At 70.9% G+C, this 17,555-nt stretch carries 16 protein-coding genes and 5 pseudogenes; 8 read left to right on the forward strand and 13 right to left on the reverse strand.

The features are described 5' to 3' along the window. The first annotated feature begins 22 nt into the window (after positions 1-22). The 3 genes from F0344_RS32220 to F0344_RS32230 are packed head-to-tail and all read left to right on the forward strand — an operon-like array spanning position 23 to position 1,966. Entirely contained in the window at positions 23-724 is a 702-nt protein-coding gene (locus F0344_RS32220) for a HemK2/MTQ2 family protein methyltransferase (RefSeq protein WP_258050189.1), read from the forward strand. After that, a complete protein-coding gene (locus F0344_RS32225; RefSeq protein WP_185302123.1) occupies positions 708-932 on the forward strand; it encodes a CDGSH iron-sulfur domain-containing protein in 225 nt (74 codons plus the stop codon). The genes F0344_RS32220 and F0344_RS32225 overlap by 17 nt, the downstream gene beginning before the upstream one ends. After that, positions 929-1,966, forward strand: coding sequence for an iron-containing redox enzyme family protein (locus F0344_RS32230; RefSeq protein ID WP_185302124.1), 1,038 nt, complete (start codon positions 929-931; stop codon positions 1,964-1,966). The genes F0344_RS32225 and F0344_RS32230 overlap by 4 nt, the downstream gene beginning before the upstream one ends. Positions 1,967-1,987: 21 nt before the next feature. Here F0344_RS32230 and F0344_RS32235 read toward each other — a convergent pair whose 3' ends face one another. The 3 genes and pseudogenes from F0344_RS32235 to F0344_RS36255 form a co-directional block, all read right to left on the reverse strand. Then, positions 1,988-2,851 carry an SDR family oxidoreductase gene (locus F0344_RS32235; protein ID WP_185302125.1) on the reverse strand — a complete coding sequence of 288 codons (864 nt, stop codon included), beginning with the start codon at positions 2,849-2,851 and terminating at the stop codon, positions 1,988-1,990. A gap of 142 nt (positions 2,852-2,993) precedes the next feature. Beyond that, a pseudogene (locus F0344_RS32240) lies at positions 2,994-3,193 on the reverse strand (NADPH-dependent oxidoreductase); the annotation flags it as partial. Between the two features lie 110 nt (positions 3,194-3,303). Further along, positions 3,304-3,474, reverse strand: a pseudogene (locus tag F0344_RS36255) (isochorismatase family protein); the annotation flags it as partial. Between the two features lie 141 nt (positions 3,475-3,615). On the opposite strand from F0344_RS36255, the gene F0344_RS32250 reads away from it, so the two are divergent. Further along, complete coding sequence (locus F0344_RS32250; protein ID WP_185302126.1) at positions 3,616-4,800, forward strand: alcohol dehydrogenase catalytic domain-containing protein; 1,185 nt, start codon at positions 3,616-3,618, stop codon at positions 4,798-4,800. 54 nt (positions 4,801-4,854) lie between these two features. On the opposite strand, the gene F0344_RS32255 is transcribed toward F0344_RS32250, so the two are convergent. Beyond that, the gene (locus tag F0344_RS32255) at positions 4,855-6,423 is read right to left on the reverse strand and encodes an FAD-dependent oxidoreductase (RefSeq protein ID WP_185302127.1); all 1,569 of its coding nucleotides are present in this window, start codon (positions 6,421-6,423) and stop codon (positions 4,855-4,857) included. Positions 6,424-6,632: 209 nt separating this feature from the next. On the opposite strand from F0344_RS32255, the pseudogene F0344_RS36260 reads away from it, so the two are divergent. Then, positions 6,633-6,794, forward strand: a pseudogene (locus tag F0344_RS36260) (NAD-dependent epimerase); the annotation flags it as partial. Here F0344_RS36260 and F0344_RS36265 read toward each other — a convergent pair. The 7 genes and pseudogenes from F0344_RS36265 to F0344_RS32285 all read right to left on the reverse strand — a co-directional run. Beyond that, a pseudogene (locus F0344_RS36265) lies at positions 6,762-6,951 on the reverse strand (ornithine decarboxylase); the annotation flags it as partial. The pseudogenes F0344_RS36260 and F0344_RS36265 overlap by 33 nt on opposite strands. 52 nt (positions 6,952-7,003) lie before the next feature. Continuing rightward, positions 7,004-7,891, reverse strand: coding sequence for an SDR family oxidoreductase (locus tag F0344_RS32260; RefSeq protein WP_185302128.1), 888 nt, complete (start codon positions 7,889-7,891; stop codon positions 7,004-7,006). A 363-nt stretch (positions 7,892-8,254) separates the two neighbouring features. Beyond that, on the reverse strand, positions 8,255-9,886 hold the full coding sequence (locus F0344_RS32265) for a phytoene desaturase family protein (protein ID WP_185302129.1): 1,632 nt from the start codon (positions 9,884-9,886) through the stop codon (positions 8,255-8,257). Positions 9,887-9,923: 37 nt separating this feature from the next. After that, a complete protein-coding gene (locus F0344_RS32270; protein ID WP_185302130.1) occupies positions 9,924-10,397 on the reverse strand; it encodes an SRPBCC family protein in 474 nt (157 codons plus the stop codon). A gap of 45 nt (positions 10,398-10,442) precedes the next feature. After that, positions 10,443-11,237, reverse strand: coding sequence for a SigB/SigF/SigG family RNA polymerase sigma factor (locus tag F0344_RS32275; RefSeq protein ID WP_185302131.1), 795 nt, complete (start codon positions 11,235-11,237; stop codon positions 10,443-10,445). A gap of 210 nt (positions 11,238-11,447) precedes the next feature. Beyond that, complete coding sequence (locus F0344_RS32280; RefSeq protein WP_185302132.1) at positions 11,448-11,810, reverse strand: ANTAR domain-containing protein; 363 nt, start codon at positions 11,808-11,810, stop codon at positions 11,448-11,450. A 442-nt stretch (positions 11,811-12,252) separates the two neighbouring features. Continuing rightward, a complete protein-coding gene (locus tag F0344_RS32285; RefSeq protein WP_185302133.1) occupies positions 12,253-12,648 on the reverse strand; it encodes a DUF5997 family protein in 396 nt (131 codons plus the stop codon). A 58-nt stretch (positions 12,649-12,706) separates the two neighbouring features. Here F0344_RS32285 and F0344_RS32290 point away from each other — a divergent pair, with 58 nt between their 5' ends. The 3 genes from F0344_RS32290 to F0344_RS32300 all read left to right on the forward strand — a co-directional run bounded on the left by F0344_RS32290 (position 12,707) and on the right by F0344_RS32300 (position 15,117). Beyond that, positions 12,707-13,495 carry a LysR substrate-binding domain-containing protein gene (locus tag F0344_RS32290; protein WP_185302134.1) on the forward strand — a complete coding sequence of 263 codons (789 nt, stop codon included), beginning with the start codon at positions 12,707-12,709 and terminating at the stop codon, positions 13,493-13,495. A gap of 66 nt (positions 13,496-13,561) precedes the next feature. Further along, positions 13,562-14,641: an NAD(P)H-dependent amine dehydrogenase family protein gene (locus tag F0344_RS32295; RefSeq protein WP_185302135.1), complete on the forward strand. Its 1,080-nt coding sequence runs from the start codon at positions 13,562-13,564 to the stop codon at positions 14,639-14,641. Beyond that, positions 14,638-15,117 (forward strand): carboxymuconolactone decarboxylase family protein, encoded by a 480-nt coding sequence (locus tag F0344_RS32300; RefSeq protein WP_185302136.1) that lies wholly within the window; start codon positions 14,638-14,640, stop codon positions 15,115-15,117. The genes F0344_RS32295 and F0344_RS32300 overlap by 4 nt, the downstream gene beginning before the upstream one ends. A gap of 51 nt (positions 15,118-15,168) precedes the next feature. Here F0344_RS32300 and F0344_RS32305 read toward each other — a convergent pair whose 3' ends face one another. Beyond that, positions 15,169-16,815 carry a GMC oxidoreductase gene (locus tag F0344_RS32305; protein WP_185302137.1) on the reverse strand — a complete coding sequence of 549 codons (1,647 nt, stop codon included), beginning with the start codon at positions 16,813-16,815 and terminating at the stop codon, positions 15,169-15,171. A gap of 151 nt (positions 16,816-16,966) precedes the next feature. Then, positions 16,967-17,520, reverse strand: a pseudogene (locus F0344_RS32310) (ABC transporter transmembrane domain-containing protein); the annotation flags it as partial. Positions 17,521-17,555 lie beyond the last annotated feature (35 nt).

The raw sequence follows: 17,555 nt of genomic DNA on the forward strand, positions 1-17,555 counted from the left end.
GTCGTCCAGTGCGGGAGGTGCGGTGACCGTTCCAGATGCCGATACGGGGATCGTCGAGGATCTTCCGTGGCCCGGCAGCGTCGTGCGGCTGCCCGGGGTGTACGGGCCCCAGGCCGACAGCCTTCTCCTGGCCGCCGCGATGCGGCGTGAGGGCCTCCGGCCCGGGTTGGAGGTGCTCGACCTCTGCACGGGCAGCGGGCTCCTGGCGCTCCATGCCGCCCGGCTGGGCGCCCGGGTCACCGCTGTCGACATCAGCCGCCGTGCCGTGGCATCGGCCCGGCTGAACGCGGCCCTGACCCGGCTGCCCGTCTCCGTGCACCGCGGCGACCTGCTGTCCGGACTGCGGGGCCGTCTGTTCGACGCGGTCGTCAGTAACCCCCCGTACGTGCCCGCACCGAGCGTGTCACCGCCCCGGCGGGGTGCACGCCGCGCCTGGGACGCCGGGCTCGACGGGCGAATCATCGTGAACCGCATCTGCGACGAGGCTCCTGCCGTACTGCGGTCCGGAGGGCTGATGCTGATCGTGCAATCGGCCCTCAGCGCTCCCGACGAGACCGTGCGGCGGCTTGCGCGGGCCGGGATGCGGGCTTCCGTCAGCGACCGGCTGGCCATCCCCTTCGGGCCGGTGACCCAGGAGCGGCTCGGGTGGCTGCGCGCCCGGGGTTTGCTGTCGAGCCATGCGGACAGGGAGGAACTGGTGGTGATCCGTGCAAGGAAGCACTGAACCGCCGCGTCGCGTAGCGGTGGAACAAGACGGCCCGGTCCTCGTGGACGGCCCGGTCGAAATGACGACGGCCGAGGGGGAGACCGTCGTCTCCGAGCGCTTCGTGGTGGCGATCTGTACCTGCCGTCGCAGTCGCATCCACCCGTGGTGCGACACCAGCCACCGCCGCCGTAAACCAGCCGTGGAAGATGAGGACACCGCACCGTGACGGATTTCCCCGAAGCGCACGTCCTGCGGCTCGCCCCGGAGCCGGCCCTTCCGCAGCCACGGGGTGAGCTCTCCGGGCGCGTTCTCGTCACCCTGGCGGGGCGGCCCGGTGCGTCGCTGCCGTCCGACGAGGAGGTCCGGGCCGCCGACCCGTACGGCGACGATCTGCACCTCCTGCTGTACGTCCTCTACGAACTCCATTACCGCGGTTTCGCGGGGACGGACGAGGCCCTGGAGTGGGATCCCGCGCTGCTGACGGTACGCGCCGCCGCCGAAAGCACCTTTCTGGACGCCCTGCGCGAAGGCACCGCGGGCGGAAAGGACGTGGCGGAGGCCGTGGACGGGCTGCTCCTGGAACCGGTCGGGGACGACGGCCACAGCGTCAGCCACTACCTCCAGCGGGACGGAACGCTCCAACAACTGCGCGAGTACGCGGCCTTGCGCTCGCTCTACCACCTCAAGGAGGCGGACCCGCACCTGTGGGTGGTGCCGAGGCTCCGAGGCCGGGCCAAAGCGGCCATGATCGCCGTCGAGTTCGACGAGTTCGGAGCCGGCCGCGCCGAGAACATCCACGCCCAGCTGTTCGCCGACCTGATGGCGGACCTCGGGCTGGACACGGCGTACGGCGGCTATCTCGACATCGCGCCCGCCGAAGCCCTGGCCACCGTGAACCTGATGTCCCTGTTCGGACTGCACCGGCGTCTGCGCGGGGCGCTGGTCGGGCATTTCGCCGCAGTGGAGATCACCTCGTCACCGGGCTCCAGGCGGCTGGCGAAGGCCCTGCGCCGAACCGGAGCCGGCGCCGCCGCTCAACGGTTCTACGACGAGCACGTCGAGGCCGACGCGGTGCATGAACAGGTGGTCCGCCACGACGTGATCGGGGGACTGCTGGAGGACGAGCCGGGGCTCGCCCCGGACGTCGTCCTGGGCATCGAGGCCACCGGGCTGCTGGAGGACCGGCTGGCCGGGCATCTGCTGGCGAACTGGCGCGGCGGCCGCACAGCACTGCGTACGGAACTTCCCGCCGCCCGCTGAACCTCCCGCCCGCCTCCGGTTTCAGTGCTGCTCCTGCGCCGCGCGTCCGCCCGCTCCGAGCAGTCCCGTCGGAGCGAACTCCGAGCGTGTCAGCTCCTGTCGCGCGTAACGGACGACCAGCGCGGGCAGGGCCGCCCGCACCACCTGCACGCCACGTAGCCACCGCGGTACGTAGACGGTGGGCGCGCGCCGCTCCACCGCTGTGACCAGGGTGGCGGCCACCTGCCGGGCGGGGTAGATCTTCCGGGCGGGCGGAGGCATGTGGGCGCGCAGTTCACGCAGCACCGCGTGCTGGTCGGCGTCCCGGATCAGGTCGGTGTCGGTCCAGTTGATGTAGGCCGCCCCCACCCCGACGCCACGCGTGTCGAGTTCGGCGCGCAGCGACTGGGCGAAGGACTCCACTCCGGCCTTCGAGGCGCAGTAGGCGCTCATCATCGGCGCGGCACCGATCGAGGCGAGGGACGCGATCTGGAGGTAGTAGCCCCGCGTGCCGAGGAGCTGGGGCAGGAAGGTGCGCGCCGTGACCGCGCTTCCCACCAGGTTGACCTCGATCACCCGACGCCAGGTGGCTGGGTCGGAGTCCAGGAAGGGGCCACCCTCGGCGACCCCCGCGTTGGCCACCACCACGGAGGCGTCGCCCAGGCGGCGGCGCACCTCTTCGGCGGCCTCGGCCATCGCCGTGTCGTCCGTGACGTCGACGTGCCGGTACAGCGTCTCGGTCGGCAGGGTGGCAGCCACGCCGGCGAGGGCTTCCTCCTCCAGCCCGAGCAGGGCCACCCGGGCACCCCGGTTCGCGAGTTCTCGGGCCAGGGCCGCTCCCACACCGCGCGCGGCGCCGGTCACCACGGCGGTGCGGCCTCTCAGCACGTGCTGCCCAGCGGCCATCGGATCTCCTCGCGGTCGAGCGGTCGAGCGGTCGAGCGCGGTGACCGCGGTGGCTTCGGGCTCCGCCGCAGCCCGCCCCGGTCCATGCTTCCAGCGCTCCCGGCCGTACGCACTCCGGGCGTCAGGCATCGGGCGTCAGGCGTCAGGACGCGGGACAGGGCCCGCCCACGAGGAGACGCGCCAGATGCGTCGCGTTCACGGCCCGCGTGCGGGTCGTGGAGGCGACCGACTCCGGCGTCTCGTCCAGGTCCTCGTCATCGGTGCCGTGCGTCGCCTCGCCCACCCAGTAGGTGACAGCGCCGGGGCCAGCGAGAATCCGACGTCGTTCAGCCCCTGGACGTCTCCATCGGCCAGATGAGTGATGCCGACCGGATGATCGATGCCGGTCCGTGAGAGATGCCCGTCCCGGAGTGAGTCCGGCAACCGCGATGTCTCTCCCCGGAGGCATCCTGGAATTCGACCGTCTCCGCAGTCCGGACGGCGGCGCCCATGTTGCGCTCCATCATGCGCAGAGCGGCCTCGGCGAGATCCTTGTGGATAGGGGCCACCGCGTCCTCCGGAACGCTTACCCGCATATGGCGGATGTGCGCGTCGAGAGCGGAATACAGCACGCACTGCTCGGTTGGCTCCATGCTCGCACCGCGCGGCACGTCTTTCCGGCCGGACGGTTCGCCCCTGACGTTTCGCGAAGTGCCTCGGGGGAACCCGGCACGCGTTCAGGGCGGAGGAGAAATGCCGGCCCAGCATGGAAGGCGAGGTGCACCATGCGCGCACTGACCTATCAGGGAAAGCGCGACGTCCGGGTGGAGACCGTCCCCGATCCCCGGATCCAGGACCCGACCGACGTCATTGTCAAGATCACCTCCACCGGGATCTGCGGCTCGGATCTCCACCTCTACGAGGTGCTCGGGCCCTACCTCGATCCTGGTGACATCCTCGGGCACGAACCGATGGGCGTGGTGGAGGAAGTCGGCCCCGAGGTGACCGCCGTCGTCCCGGGGGACAGGGTGGTCATCCCGTTCAACGTCTCGTGCGGACACTGCTTCATGTGCGCCCAGGGGCTGCACTCTCAGTGCGAGACCACCCAGGTCCGCAAGTACGGCATGGGTGCCGCCCTCTTCGGCTACACCAAGCTCTACGGTCAAATGCCCGGCGGCCAGGCGGAGTTCCTGCGGGTGCCCTTCGGCAACAGCCTGCCCATCAAGGTCCCCCACGGCCCGCCGGACGACCGTTTCGTCTATCTCTCGGACGTCCTGCCCACCGCTTGGCAGGCCGTGGAGTACGCCGCCGTCCCGCCTGGAGGTTCCCTCACCGTGCTCGGTCTCGGCCCGATCGGTGCCATGGCCGCACGGATCGCACTGCACCGGGGCGCGGACCTGGTCGTGGGCGTCGACCCCGTACCCGACCGGCTGAACCGGGCGAGCGAGTACGGAGTCAAGTGCCTCGACCTGCGCAGGCACGGCAGGCACCTCGGCGACGCCGTCCGGGACCTCACCGACGGCCGGGGCACGAACGCCGTGATCGACGCGGTTGGGATGGAGGCACACGGCGCGCCCATTGCCAAGGCGGCGCAATCGGCCGTCGGAATGCTGCCCGACGCCATCGGCGCGCGCCTGATGGAGACGATGGGCGTGGACCGGCTCGCAGCGCTCCACATGGCGATCGACGTGGTGCGCAGGGGTGGCACGGTATCGGTGTCGGGTGTGTACGGCGGAGCCGCCGACCCGATGCCCATGCTGACCATGTTCGACAAGCAGATCCAGCTCCGCATGGGGCAGGCGAACGTCCGGCACTGGGTGGATGACATCCTGCCGTTGCTCATCGACGGCGACCCGCTGGGTGTGGACACCTTCGCCACACACCACCTGCCGCTCGCATCGGGACCGCAGGCGTACGAGACGTTCCAGAAGAAGGCCGACGGCATGATCAAGACCCTGCTCGTGCCCTGAACGCCCCCGAACCGCGCCCCCGAACCTCGAACGCGTCCGGTCCTCGGACACGTCTCAGTCCTCGAACACGTCGAACACGTCACCGTTCACGTCCAGCGGTTCCAGGGGACGGATCGCCGGACCCTGGAGTACGGCGCCGTCGACGCCGAAGCGTGAGCCATGACAGGGGCATTCCCAGGCGGTCTCGGCCTCGTTGAAGGCCACGAGGCACCCCAGATGCGTACAACGGGCCGACACGGCCTGCGGCGTGCCGTCCTGGTCGCGGTAGACGGCGCAGCGGCGGCCGTTGAGGCGGACCACCGCACCCGTCCCCGGGGCGATGGCGTCGACCGAGTCGACGTGGGTGATCTTCAGGCGGTCACCGGCGAAGTGCTTCGCTACCTCGGCCTGCATGCCGAGCAGCGCGGGGGCCTCGCGCAGCGTGCTTCCCAGCCGTCGCGGGTCGTACAGGCCGGCCCACGGCAACGTGTCTCCCGTCCCCGTGACCAGTGCGCTCAGGAGGCGGCCGGAGAGGACGCCGCCGGTCATCCCCCAGCCGCCGAACCCGGTGGCCACGTACGTGTGGCGGGCGCCGATGTGGAACGGTCCGACGAGCGGCACCGTATCGCTCGGGTCGTTGTCCTGCGCCGCCCAGCGGTAGGCGGTGGGCCCCACCGGGAAGCGCTCGTGCATCCAGGTGTCCAGCCGGAGGAAGGCCTCGCCCGCGTCGCCGGTACCGGGGGTGAAGCTCTCCCCGGTGACGATCAGGAGCCGTTGTCCGTCACCCAGCGGTGTCGAGCGGACCGAGCGCTTTCCCTCGTCCTCGGTGATGTACATGCCCTTGGGCGCCAGGTCCGCGTCGATGGGCGCGGCGACGACCACTTCCCGGCGCGGGGAGAGGCGGGCGAACAGCATCGCCCGGTCGAAGACGGGGTAATGCGTGGCGACCACCACGTCGTGTGCGGTCACCGACCGTCCCGATTCGGTCGTGACCCGGCACGGTGTGCCCTCGGACAGCCCCGTGACCCGGCTGCGCTCGAAGACGAGACCGCCCCGCTCCACCAGATCCTCGGCCAGCGCCAGCAGATACTTCCGCGGGTGGAACTGGATCTGCCCGTCCAGCCGGACCGCCCCCTCGACGGGGAAGGGCAGGTCGGTCGCGGTGACGTACGACGCGGCGAGGCCGGCCTCGGCGGCGGCCTCGGCCTCCGCCTCGACCGCGCCGCGCGACGAGGAATCGCTGGCGTACGAGTAGGCACTCACCCGTTCGAGGTCGCAGTCGATCCCCAGCTCCCGGGCGATGTCCGCCACCCGCTCCACCGCGTCCTGCTGCGACTGCGCGTAGAGGCGCGCGGCGTCGGCGCCCCGGGTCCTGCGCAGCCGGTCGTACACCAGTGAATGCAGCGCGGACACCTTCGCGGTGGTGTATCCGGTGACGCCCGACGCGATGCGGTCGGCCTCCACCACCGCCACCCGCCGTCCCGCCCGGGTCAGCTCCCACGCGGTGCTCAGACCCGCGATCCCGCCGCCCACCACGGCCACGTCCACCTCGATGTCCTCGGCGAGCGGTGCGTGCACGGGATGTCCCGTGCTCTCCATCCAGAACGATTCGTCCTGTCCGGGCAGCGGGCTCGGATGCGTCATGGTGTTTCTCCCAGGTCGGTGTCGGCTCGGCCAGTGAATCGTGCGGGTGCCCGGCTCGGTCGTCGGCACACTCCGTGGTTTCCACCCGATTTCAGGTTATTTCCCCGGATGGCTGGTTACCCGACGGGAAACGCCCGGGCCGACGTGGGAGCCGCAGCCACCGGGGCTGCGGGGACGCCGGACCGGCTCTGGCAGTGAGCGAGCGATCCATGGCCACGAACCCGTCCCCCGGCCGGCGCGTAGTGGTCACCGGGGCCACCGGAAATGTGGGAACCAGCGTGGTCACCGCGCTGGCCCAGGACCCCCAGGTCGGCTCCGTCCTCGGCCTTGCACTTCCCGCGCCGGTCGTCGAGACCGCCGGTGGCGAGTACGTCACCGAAGCAGACCGCGTCACCGAGCACGGCCCGCACGGAAGGTGCGGCGCCCCGCGCCTGTTCGTGCCCGGGAGGGGAGAAACCCAGCTCTCCGCATTCCTTGTAGTCTGCCAGTGCATCGAGAAACCGGGGCCTCATGAGGGTCTGCCGGCATACGTGACGCCTTCCCGCCGTCCCGCTGGTCAATCGGATCAGGGCTGTTCCGGTCAGGGCAGTGGTGTCCCACCGGTCGCGTTCATGATCTCGCCGGTGATGAACGACGCGTTCGCCGAGGCGAGGAAGACGTACGCGGGCGCCATCTCGGTCGGCTGCGCGGGGCGGCCCAGAGGGCTCTGCTTCCCGAACTTCGTGGTGTCGGGCATCGTCGCCGGGATCAGTGGCGTCCAGACCGGGCCCGGGGCCACGGCGTTGACGCGGATGCCGGAGGAGGCCAGCATCTGGGCGAGCCCCTGCGTGAAGGTGACGATGGCGCCCTTCGTCATGGCGTAGTCGAGCAGATGCGGGCTGGGCTTGTACGCCTGCACGGACGTGGTGTTGATGATCGAACCACCGGCTGGGATGTGGGGCAGGGCCGTCTTGCACAGCCAGAACATGCCGTACAGGTTGGTGCGCACCACGCGGTCGAACTGGTCCGTCGAGATGGCCGCGATGCCTTCGGGCTGCGACATCTGGTAGGCCGCGTTGTTCACCAGGACGTCGATGTGCCCGAACTCCGACACGGCCCGCTCGATGAGGGACCGGCACTGCTTCTCGTCCCGGATGTCGCAGGCCACGGACACGGCTTTGCGTCCCGCCCGTTCCACCAGCCGGGCGGTCTCCTGGGCCTCTTCCTCCTCGGCGGACAGATAGGTGAACATCACATCGGCCCCCTCCCGCGCGAAGGCGAGGGCGACCGCGCGACCGATCCCGGAGTCACCTCCGGTGACCACCGTCTTGCGGTCGAGCAGGAGCTCATGGCCCCGGTAGGAGTCCTCGCCGTGGTCCGGCGGTGGGTCCATGGGCCCGGTCCAGCCCGGATGTTCCTGGTTCTGCTGCGGGAATTCCGGCTGGGGGTAGCGCTGTGTCGGGTCCTGGGGCTGTTCGCTGTCGCTCATGACGATGTCCTTCTCCCTCTGACCGGCGGTGCACGGTGGCGTGCCGCCCGAGTTCCCAGGAGACGCCCGAACAATCGCTTCGCCCAGGTGAACGCACGAGTGCCACCCCCAAGGAGAGCGGGTCCAAAAAGGCGGCGGAGCCGCGTACCCCCAAGGGAAAGGGCGGCAGGGCACAGGGGGCGGACCGTGGTGACAAGGGCGGAGCCGCCCCGCCCGGACAGCAGCCGGATCACCCCCGACCGGCTCGGCCGACCCTCGGCGCCCGTCTGTCGACGCGGGCGGGCGCCGGGCGGGCTCCATGAGCAGGTGGGTGAACATCGCTTTGCGTACGCGGTGCCGCTCGCCGTCCAGGGTGGGAGGGGATCACACGGAGGACGTCTCGCCCGACCGGCCGCGCCGGGCGAGCAGTCGTTGGGCGGCTGTCAGTGCCGCGCCGGTGCCCCGCGTGGCACGGATCGCGGCCCGTGCCGCGTTGGCACCGGGAGCGCCGTGGACCCCGCCGCCCGGGTGCGCGGAGGCCGAGGCCAGGTAGAGGCCCTTCACCGGGGTCTCGGGCCGGCCGGTCCCCGGCAGCGGCCGGAAGACCAACTGCTGGTGCAGCGCGGCGGTGCCACCGTTGATGGCCCCGTCACGCAGATTGGCGTCGGCCTCCTGCAACTGCGGCGGCGTCAGCACGCGCCGCGCGCGGATACGGTCGCGGAACCCCGGGGCGTACCGCTCGACCTGCTGTTCCACCCGGTCCGCCATGGCCTCCCGTTCCCGGGTGTCCCATGTCCCGGACAGGCGGTCCGGTCCGGCGTCGGCCTTCACCCGGTGGGGCACGTGCGTGTACGCCCAGGCCGATTCCGTCCCCAGCGGTGACCGGGTGGCGTCCGTCGTGGTCATCTGGCCCACCAGGAGGAACGGGCGGTCGGGGATCAGGCCCCGGGCGATCTGCGCGGCGAACCGGGTCAGCTCGTCGACGCCGTCGGCCAGATGTACGGTGCCCGCCGTCGCGGCATCCGGGCAGCTCCACGGGATGGGCCCGTCCAGCGCCCAGTCGGTCTTGAAGGTGGCGAAGTCCCACTGGAACCGCCGCAGGTCGTCAAGGACCCGCGACGGCAGATGCTCCGGCGCTACCAGCTCCCCGTACAGCGCGGGAGCCGACACATCGGCGAGTACGGCCCTGCGTACGGGAATGGCTTCCCGGGTCGCCGTACGGACGCCCACGGCGCGGCCCCCCTGTACGACGACCTCGGTCACCCGCTGCCCGCACCGGACGGATCCGCCGCGCCCCCGCAGGCGCCTCACGAGGGCAGCGGTGAGCGCACCCGCGCCGCCGACCGGAACGGGAAAGCCGTAGAACTGGCCCAGCATGGACATCAGCCAGCCGTAGCCTCCGCTTCCGGCGGCCTCCGGAGCCAGGTCCGCGTGCAGCGCGTTGCCCGCCAGCAGGAGCCGGCCACCGTCACCCGCGAACTCCTCCTCGCCGAGCCGGCGCACCGGAAGGATCAAGCTGCGGGCCAACCTCAGCCCGCCCGCGCCCCGGAGACGGGCCGCGAGCACGGCGGCGGAACGGATGGGCGGAAAGGGGGAGAACAGGGCGGCGAGCACCTCGCTGCCCAGCCGGTCCCAGATGTGGCAGAGGTCCAGCCAGCTCTGCCCGTCGCCGGGCGCGAAGCCGTCGAGCCCGGCGGCGGTCACCGCCCGGTCGCGGTCCAGAACCGCGCACCTGCCGTCCAGCAAGGGGTGGGCGAGCACCCGCGGGGCATGGGTCCAGCGCAGCCCTTCCCGGCCCAGATCCAGCCGGGCCAGCACCGGGGACGCGGCGGCGAGGGGATAGAAGGAGCTGAACAGATCGTTGACGTAGCCGGGGTGGACCTCCTCGTCACTGCGTACCGCGCCGCCCGGCGCGCTCTCGGCCTCCAGCACCTCCACACCCCAGCCGGCATCGGCCAGGACGTTGGCCGCGACCAGACCGTTGGGCCCGCTTCCGATCACCACCGCGTCGACCATCGGGACTCCCTTCGGTGGAAGGCCGGGGGCCGGGACATCACTCGGCCGGCCCGGCACCGACGCGAGCACCGGACTCCGACGTCCAGGCTTCGACCACCTTGGCCAGCCGGTCCAGCATCCGGCGGTGCCGGAGCTGGATCGCCGTGTCGAGCAGTGTGTTGTGGAGCGCGCCGCCGGGACCTCTCAGCGGATGCTCGTCGAGGATCACCAGGGTCTTGTCGCCCCAGGGGCGGATGTCGAACGCGATGCGCGCGCTGCCCAGCGGCCCGCTCTCAGCCTCCAGTTCGAGGGTGTGCGGCCGGTCGACGCGCCGGACGACCGTGCGGCCCGTGAACTCCTTGGGGCCCAGCCGTACGGTGTACGTGATCGACGACCCGGTCTCCGGCCAGGTGCCGGACTCCCCGCGGGAGGACGACGTTCCCACCACCCACTTTCCGTACAGGGTCTCCTCTGCCAGTACCGCCCACAGGGCGGAGGGCGGTCGGTCGATGAGGTGATGACGGACGGCCATCGGTTCTCCTGGCTGGTCGGATCGGTTCGTCGGGCCGCGCCCCGCTCACCCGGCTCCCTGCAGGGCGTCGAGTCGCACTTGTTCGCAGGACTGGCTGAGCAGCCGCGAGACGTGCATCTGGGAGATGCCCAGCGTCTCCGCGATGCTGACCTGTGTCATGTCGTGGAAGTACCGCAGATAGAGGATGGTGCGCTCGCGCTCGGGCAGGCGGCGCAGACCGGGCTTCGCCGCTTCGCGGTCCACGGCGAGGTCCATCGCCCTGTCCCAGCAGCCGAGCGTGTCCCCCAGGGAGTAGCCGTCGTCCGCGCCCGGCAGGTCGGCGTCCAGGGACAGGGTGCTGTAGCTGTCCAGGGCCTCCATACCCAGCAGCACGTCCTCCTCGCTCAGGCCGGTCTCGGCCGCGATCTCCACGCACGTCGGAACGCGTCCCTCGCAGGTCTGGGTGAGGTCGCGGCGCGCGACCCGGACCCGGTTGCGCAGGTCCTGGACCCGTCGCGGTACATGGACGTCCCAGGTGTGGTCCCGGAAGTGACGCTTGAGTTCGCCCACAACCGTGGGCACGGCGTAGGTCTCGAACGCCTTGCCCCTGAAGGGGTCGTAGCGGTCGACGGCTTTCACGAGGCCCATCGCCGCCACCTGGCGGAGATCGTCCATCGACTCGCCGCGGTTGCGGAACCTGGTCGCCAGGCGGTGGGCCATGGGGAGCCAGGCGCAGATCGTCTCCTGGCGCAGCTGGTCCCGTTCGGTTCCGGGCGGCAGAGTGCGCAGCCGGCGGAAGGCGGAGTCGGTCGACGGGCTCTCGGCGTACGTACACTCCGTCACGGAGGATGCGTCAGCCATGGGGTTCACTCCTCGGCGGTGAATGCTTTCGGTCACCACGGGAGCGCACGAGCCCGGACAGGGGCGCCCGGAGTGGAAACTCCCACGGGCGTACCTCTTGTCCGAAGCACGAAAACACCTATACCCATCGGATTATAGACCAAACGTGCGGTCATGATCACTGAAATCCGAGCGGAGTGACCGGGCGACGACTGCCCGGTCCGAGGGCCCTCAGCTCGTTCGGCCGGCCCTTATCGCCGTGCGCAGAACGTGACGGGTGGCCGGCGGCAAGGGGACCCCGTGATAGCTCGCGACGAGCTGATGGGCGAGATCGCGGAGCTTGACGTTGCTGTGCTGGGAGGCGTGGACGAGCGTCTGCCACGCCTGCTCACCGGTGCAGGAGCCCAGCGCCATGAGGATGCCGCGCGCGGTGTCGATGACGGGCCGGGAAGCGAGCGCGACGCGCAGTCCGTCGATCTCGCACCGCAAGGACTCGGCGTTCTGCTCGTCCGGCGGGAAGGGCCGGATGCGTTCGGGAACGCCGGGCGAGATCTGCGCCCGTACATCGTCTGCGAAGGAGTGGTGCTCCTGCATGGGTCCGCTCCTCTCCCCTTGGCGGGGCGTGGCGACAAGCGAGGAAGAGGGCCTCTGGCCAGGGCGGCGCGGAGGCCCTATGGCGGGGCGCGGCCCGTGGGGCGGGCCGCGTCGGGCAGCCGTGGCGTGAGCCGGGCCTGGCCTTTCACGGCAAGGAGCTTAGGGGCCGGCGAACCCTCGGACCGGGCATCGACACGCTCGTTCCCGCAGTTACGCCCGGCCGGCGGCAGCGCGCGCAAGGCAGCGCATCGGTGGGGCGGCGAAGGGCGGGCGGCGAAGGGGCGGGCGGCGAAGGGGCGGGCGGCGTCCGGGCGTGCGGCGTCCGGGCGTGCGGCGCGCGGGCGGGGAAACGCCTCGGGCCTCCCGTCCGGACCGGGCGTGAGCCCGGCATGATCGAACGAGAGGCCCGGAGGGTACGGACGTGGGGAGCCGGTCAGGCGCGCTACTCGCCGGCCTTGGCCTCGCGCTCCGCGTTCTTCTCCTTGATGCGGACGGTTTCCTTGCGGACCTCCGCCTGGGTCGCGCGCTCCTTCTGCAGCCACTCGGGGCTGTCGTTCTTGAGCGCGTCGATCTGCTCCGTGGTGAGCGCCTCGGTGATACCGCCGCGCGCGAGGCCCGAGATGGAGATGCCCAGCTTGGCCGCGACGACCGGCCTGGGGTGCGGGCCGTTGCGTCGCAGTTCGAGCAGCCACTCGGGCGGATCGGCCTGGAGTGCACTCAGCTCGGTGCGCGAGACGACACCCTCCTGGAACTCGGCGGGGGTGGCTTCGAGATACACACCCAGCTTCTTTGCCGCGGTCGCGGGCTTCATCGTCTGGGTGCTCTGGTGCGACGTCATGGTGCCAAGAGTATCGAGCATGTGCGCTACCGCCGACCACGACCGGTAACCTGGCGGTGTGACAAGCCCGGAAGTACGCCCTTCGTTCCGGCTCGCGTACGTTCCGGGAGTGACCCCCACCAAGTGGGTGCGTATCTGGAACGAGCGACTGCCGGACGTGCCGCTGACCCTCGTACAGGTGGCCCCCGCCGACGCCCCCGACGCCCTGCGCGGCGGTGAGGCCGACGCCGGATTCGTGCGGCTGCCGATCGACCGGACGGATCTCAGCGCCATCCCCCTCTACACCGAGACGACCGTGGTCGTGATCCCGAAGGACCACCTCGTGGCAGCGGTGGAAGAGGTGACCGCCGTGGATCTGGCCGACGAGATCGTGCTGCACCCCCTCGACGACACCCTCGGCTGGGACGACTGTCTGCCCGGCAAGCCCGCGATCGAGCGTCCCGCCACGACGGAGGACGCGATCGAGCTGGTGGCTGCGGGGGTGGGCGTACTCGTGGTGCCCCAGTCGCTCGCCCGTCTGCACCACCGCAAGGACCTCACCTACCGGCCGCTCCTGGACGCCCCGGAGTCACGCGTCGCACTGTCGTGGCCGGAGGAGAAGACCACCGACCTGGTGGAGGAGTTCATCGGGATCGTCCGCGGGCGGACCGCGAACAGCACCCGTGGCCGTCCCCCGACGCCGCCGCAGCCCAAGAGCAAGCGCGCCGAGACGGCGGCCGCCAAGCGGAAGCCCGCCGGTGGCAGGGCCGCGGCCGGCAAGAACCCCCGCGGCGGTTCGGCGAGCCCCAAGAACACCAAGGGCGCCAAGAGCACCAAAGGCACCAAACGAGGCAAGCCCCGCCGCTAGCGGCCGCTCGAACGGGGGCGGTGACGGGTCTAGGAACCTGTCACGCCCGGCGCTACCCTCCGCCGCATGATTTCCACGGTTGTCTGGGGTACCGGCAATGTCGGCCGCGCGGCCATCCGTGCCGTCGACGCCCATCCGGCGCTGGCGCTGGCCGACGTACTCGTCCACGACCCCGGCAAGACCGGCCGCGACGCGGGCGCTCTCGCCGGACTCGGCCGTGACCTCGGCGTCGCCGCGAGCGACGACATCGGCGCGGTGCTGGCCGCCCGTCCCCGTGCCGTGGTGTACGCGGCGTCCGGCGACACCCGCCCCGACGAGGCGCTCGCCGACATCTGCCGGGCGATCAGGGCGGGCGCCGTCGTCGTCACCCCCGCGGTCTACGGGCTCTACGACCAGCTGAGCGCCCCGCCCGAACTGCGGGAACCGGTGCTGGCGGCGATCGCCGACGGCGGCGGCTCGCTCTTCGTCTCCGGCGTGGACCCGGGCTGGGGCAACGATGTGCTGCCCCTGCTGATCAGCGGCCTCGGCTCCGTCGTGGACGTCGTCCGCTGCCAGGAGATCTTCGACTACTCCACGTACGACCAGGAGGAATCGGTCAGGGACCTCATCGGCATGGGGCACCCCATGGACTACGAGCCCCTGATGCTCGCGCCGTCCGTCCCGGCCATGGTGTGGGGCGGACAGATACGGCTGATGGCCAGGGCCCTGGGCGTCGAGCTCGACGACATCCGCGAAACCACGCACCGGCGTCCACTGGACACCACCGTGAGCACCCGGACGATGGGCGACTTCGAAGCCGGAACGCAGGGCGCCGTGCGCTTCGAGGTCCAGGGCATCGTCGGGGGCGAGCCCCGCATCGTCATCGAGCACGTCACCCGCATCCATCCGTCCTGCGCCCCGGACTGGCCCACGCCGCCCGACGGCGACGGTGCGCACCGCGTGATCATCGAAGGCCGCCCCCGCATCGAGGTCACGGTCGCCGCCCACGACGAGGGCGAGAACCGCTCCGCGGGCGGGAACGCCACCGCTGTCGGCCGCCTGGTCGGTGCCATCGACTGGCTCGCGGACTCCGGACCCGGACTCTACGACGCGCTCGACGTCCCGCTGCGCCCCGCGGTGGGCAGGCTCGGAAGGAGACAACGATGAACATCGACATTCCCGAGGGCAAGAACGCCATCGAGTACGTATGGGGCGAGCTGGTGCCCGGGATCGGGATCGCGGCCTCGGAATTCTCGCTGGCGGTGTACGCCCACACGACCCTCGGCCTCCGCGAGTTCGAGGCCGCGCGCCTGCGTGTCGCGCAGATCAACGGGTGCGCGTTCTGCCTGGACTGGCGGACCGAGCGCGACGGGCAGAAGGTCGAGGAGGAGTTCGCCGACGCGGTGACCCGGTGGCGTACCACCGCGGCCTTCGACGACCGGACCCGGCTGGCCGCCGAGTACGCCGAGCGGTACGTGCTGGACCACCACGGCATCGACGACGCGTTCTGGGACCGGATGACCGGGCACTACAGCCGGCCGGAGATCGTGGAGCTCAGCATGAGCATCGGCTCCTGGCTGGCGTTCGGCCGGCTCAACCGTGTCCTGGGCCTCGACACCGTATGCGTGCTGCCGGGGCACTGAGGCGGCACGGGAGCGCCGGCCGAACACCACAGGCCTTGACGAACGGTGGCATCACAGGTCGGTGGCGATGATCCTCTCGATGTTCCGTTCGGCGAGCGCCGTGATCGTGACGAACGGATTGACGCTCGTGTTGCCCGGGATCAGCGCCCCGTCGATGACGTACAGACCCGAATAGCCGCGGAGGCGGCCGTAGTTGTCGGTGGCCTTGTCCAGCACCGCGCCGCCGAGCGGGTGGTACGTGAGGTGGTCGCCCCAGATCTTGTGGAGGCCGAAGAGATCCGTCCGGTAGATCGTCCCCTCCTTCGAGTTGATCCTGTCGAAGATCGACTTGGCCATGTCGATGGACGGCTGCTTCCACGCGGTCTGCCAGTCCAGGTCCACGCGCCCCGCCGCGGCGTTCCAGGTGAACCGTGCCCGGTTCGGGTTCTTGGTGATCGACAGGTAGAACGAGGCGTAGGTCTCGATCCCCGTCGGCAGCGGCGCGACTTCGGCGAACGCGCCACCGGCCGCCCAGTTGTCGATGCCGGAGCACGGGATGCTCGACTGGAGGGCGCCGGTGGGGTCCCACATGTGATTGGCGCGCCCGCACATCACGTTGCCGTTGTCGCCCCAGCCCCTGCCGATCTCGTCGTTCAGGCCGGGCAGCGCCCCAGTGGCCCTGAGCCGGGTCAGCAGCTTGCTGGTGCCGACGCTTCCGGCCGCGAAGAACACCTTGTCCGCGGTGACCGTCTTAGTGGCCGCCGTAGCGCCGCCGGTGGTGAGTTGGTCGATGACGACGGTGTAGCCGCCGCCGGGGGACGGGGCGACGGACGTGACCTTGTGCAGCGGGGAGATGGTCACGTTGCCCGTCGCCCGGAGCTGGGCGAGATAGGTCTGCTGCAGCGACTTCTTGCCGTAGTTGTTGCCGTAGAGGATCTCGCCTGCCAGCGCGGACCTGGGGGCCGTTCCCGCAGCCTCCCGCTTCATGTAGTCCCAGTCGTACACATCGGGCACGAATACGAACGGGAAACCCGAACGCTGGGCGTGCTTGCGGCCGACGCGGGCGTAGCGGTAGCAGTCGGCGGACTCGAACCAGGCCGGGTCGACGCTGCTGACCCCGAGTCCGGCGTTGGCGCGCGGGTAGTAGGTGCTGTACATCTCCTCGGCGTTCACGGTCGGCAGGACGGCGCCGAAGTTCTCCCGCCTGGGGGTGACGGCCATGCCTCCGTTGACCAGTGAGCCACCACCGACGCCGCGGCCCTGATAGACCGTGATGCCGCCGAAGTCCTCGGCGTCCAGGATTCCCGTGTACCGGGGGACGTCCTTGTCGAGCGGGAAGCCGAGGAAGCTGCAGAGGGGCTGCTTGGTCTTGGTGCGGAGCCAGAACGACCGGTAGTCCGGGGTGGTGGTGTTGGCGAAGATCTTGCCGTCGGAGCCCGGGGCGTCCCAGGACATGCCCATCTCGATCATGTGGACATGGACGCCCGCCCGCGCGAGCCGCAGCGCGGCGACGGAGCCGCCGTACCCGGTGCCGATCACGAGGGCTGGTACGTGCGCTCCGCCGCTGATGACGGGGGAGGCGGCGGTGGCGGCCCTGGCCCGGGCCGTGGGGAAGGTGCCGGAGAGGGCCGCGGCCCCCAGGACGGAACCCGTTCCGGCCAACAGGCTGCGGCGCGAGACACCCGTGGCGGCTCTGCCGCCGGGGCTGGAATCGCTCATATCGCGTTCCTCACTCTCGATGGAATGGGAACGAGTTCTACTGTCAGTCGCGCAATAAGTCACGACATACCGGTCGGTAATGTGGTGTGGTCGGCGGGTGGGTGAGCCCGCGTCGCGGTGTGACGCCGACGCCCCCAGCCGCTGTGCCTCTTACCGGGCCGACGCCCGACAGCACTCGCCGGATCGCGCTGACCCCCATCGCCGCGCTCGCCGGCTCCCCGGTGGAACGCTCTGTGAAGAAGGACGTCGGCAGCCTCAGCAGCCGGTCCCACACGGCCGGCTGAAGGGTGCTCTCGATGCGCCCCTCCATCCGCAGGACCGTGAGGTTCTGCGGCAGCATGAAGGCGGCCGAGACCACCCCGCTGATGATCACGAGGAGGGAGACCTGCACGATGAGGCCGGTCTCGGCATTGGGTACGTGACCCCCAGGATCCGCCCCGTCGCGAGCGGGACCAGCGCGCCGAGCGCGACCGTCACCAGCCCGGCCAGCGCCAGGCCGCGCAAGTCCGGCCTCGTACCGCGCAGACCGAAGCGCGCCAGCTGCCACTTGCTCATCGGCCGCTCCGGCAGCGGGCGGTAGAACATGACGGCGCGCTGCTCGAAGCCGGCCGCACCGTTCCGGTCGACGCGCGTCCTGCGGCCGGTCACCGGATTCACCGCCCCGTACGCGCCCCGCCGCCACAGCAGGGCGACCGGAGTGCCCGTCGCGGACCGGAAACCGGGAACAGATCCAGCGCACC

The organism is Streptomyces finlayi, from assembly GCF_014216315.1.
Taxonomy (GTDB): domain Bacteria; phylum Actinomycetota; class Actinomycetes; order Streptomycetales; family Streptomycetaceae; genus Streptomyces; species Streptomyces finlayi_A.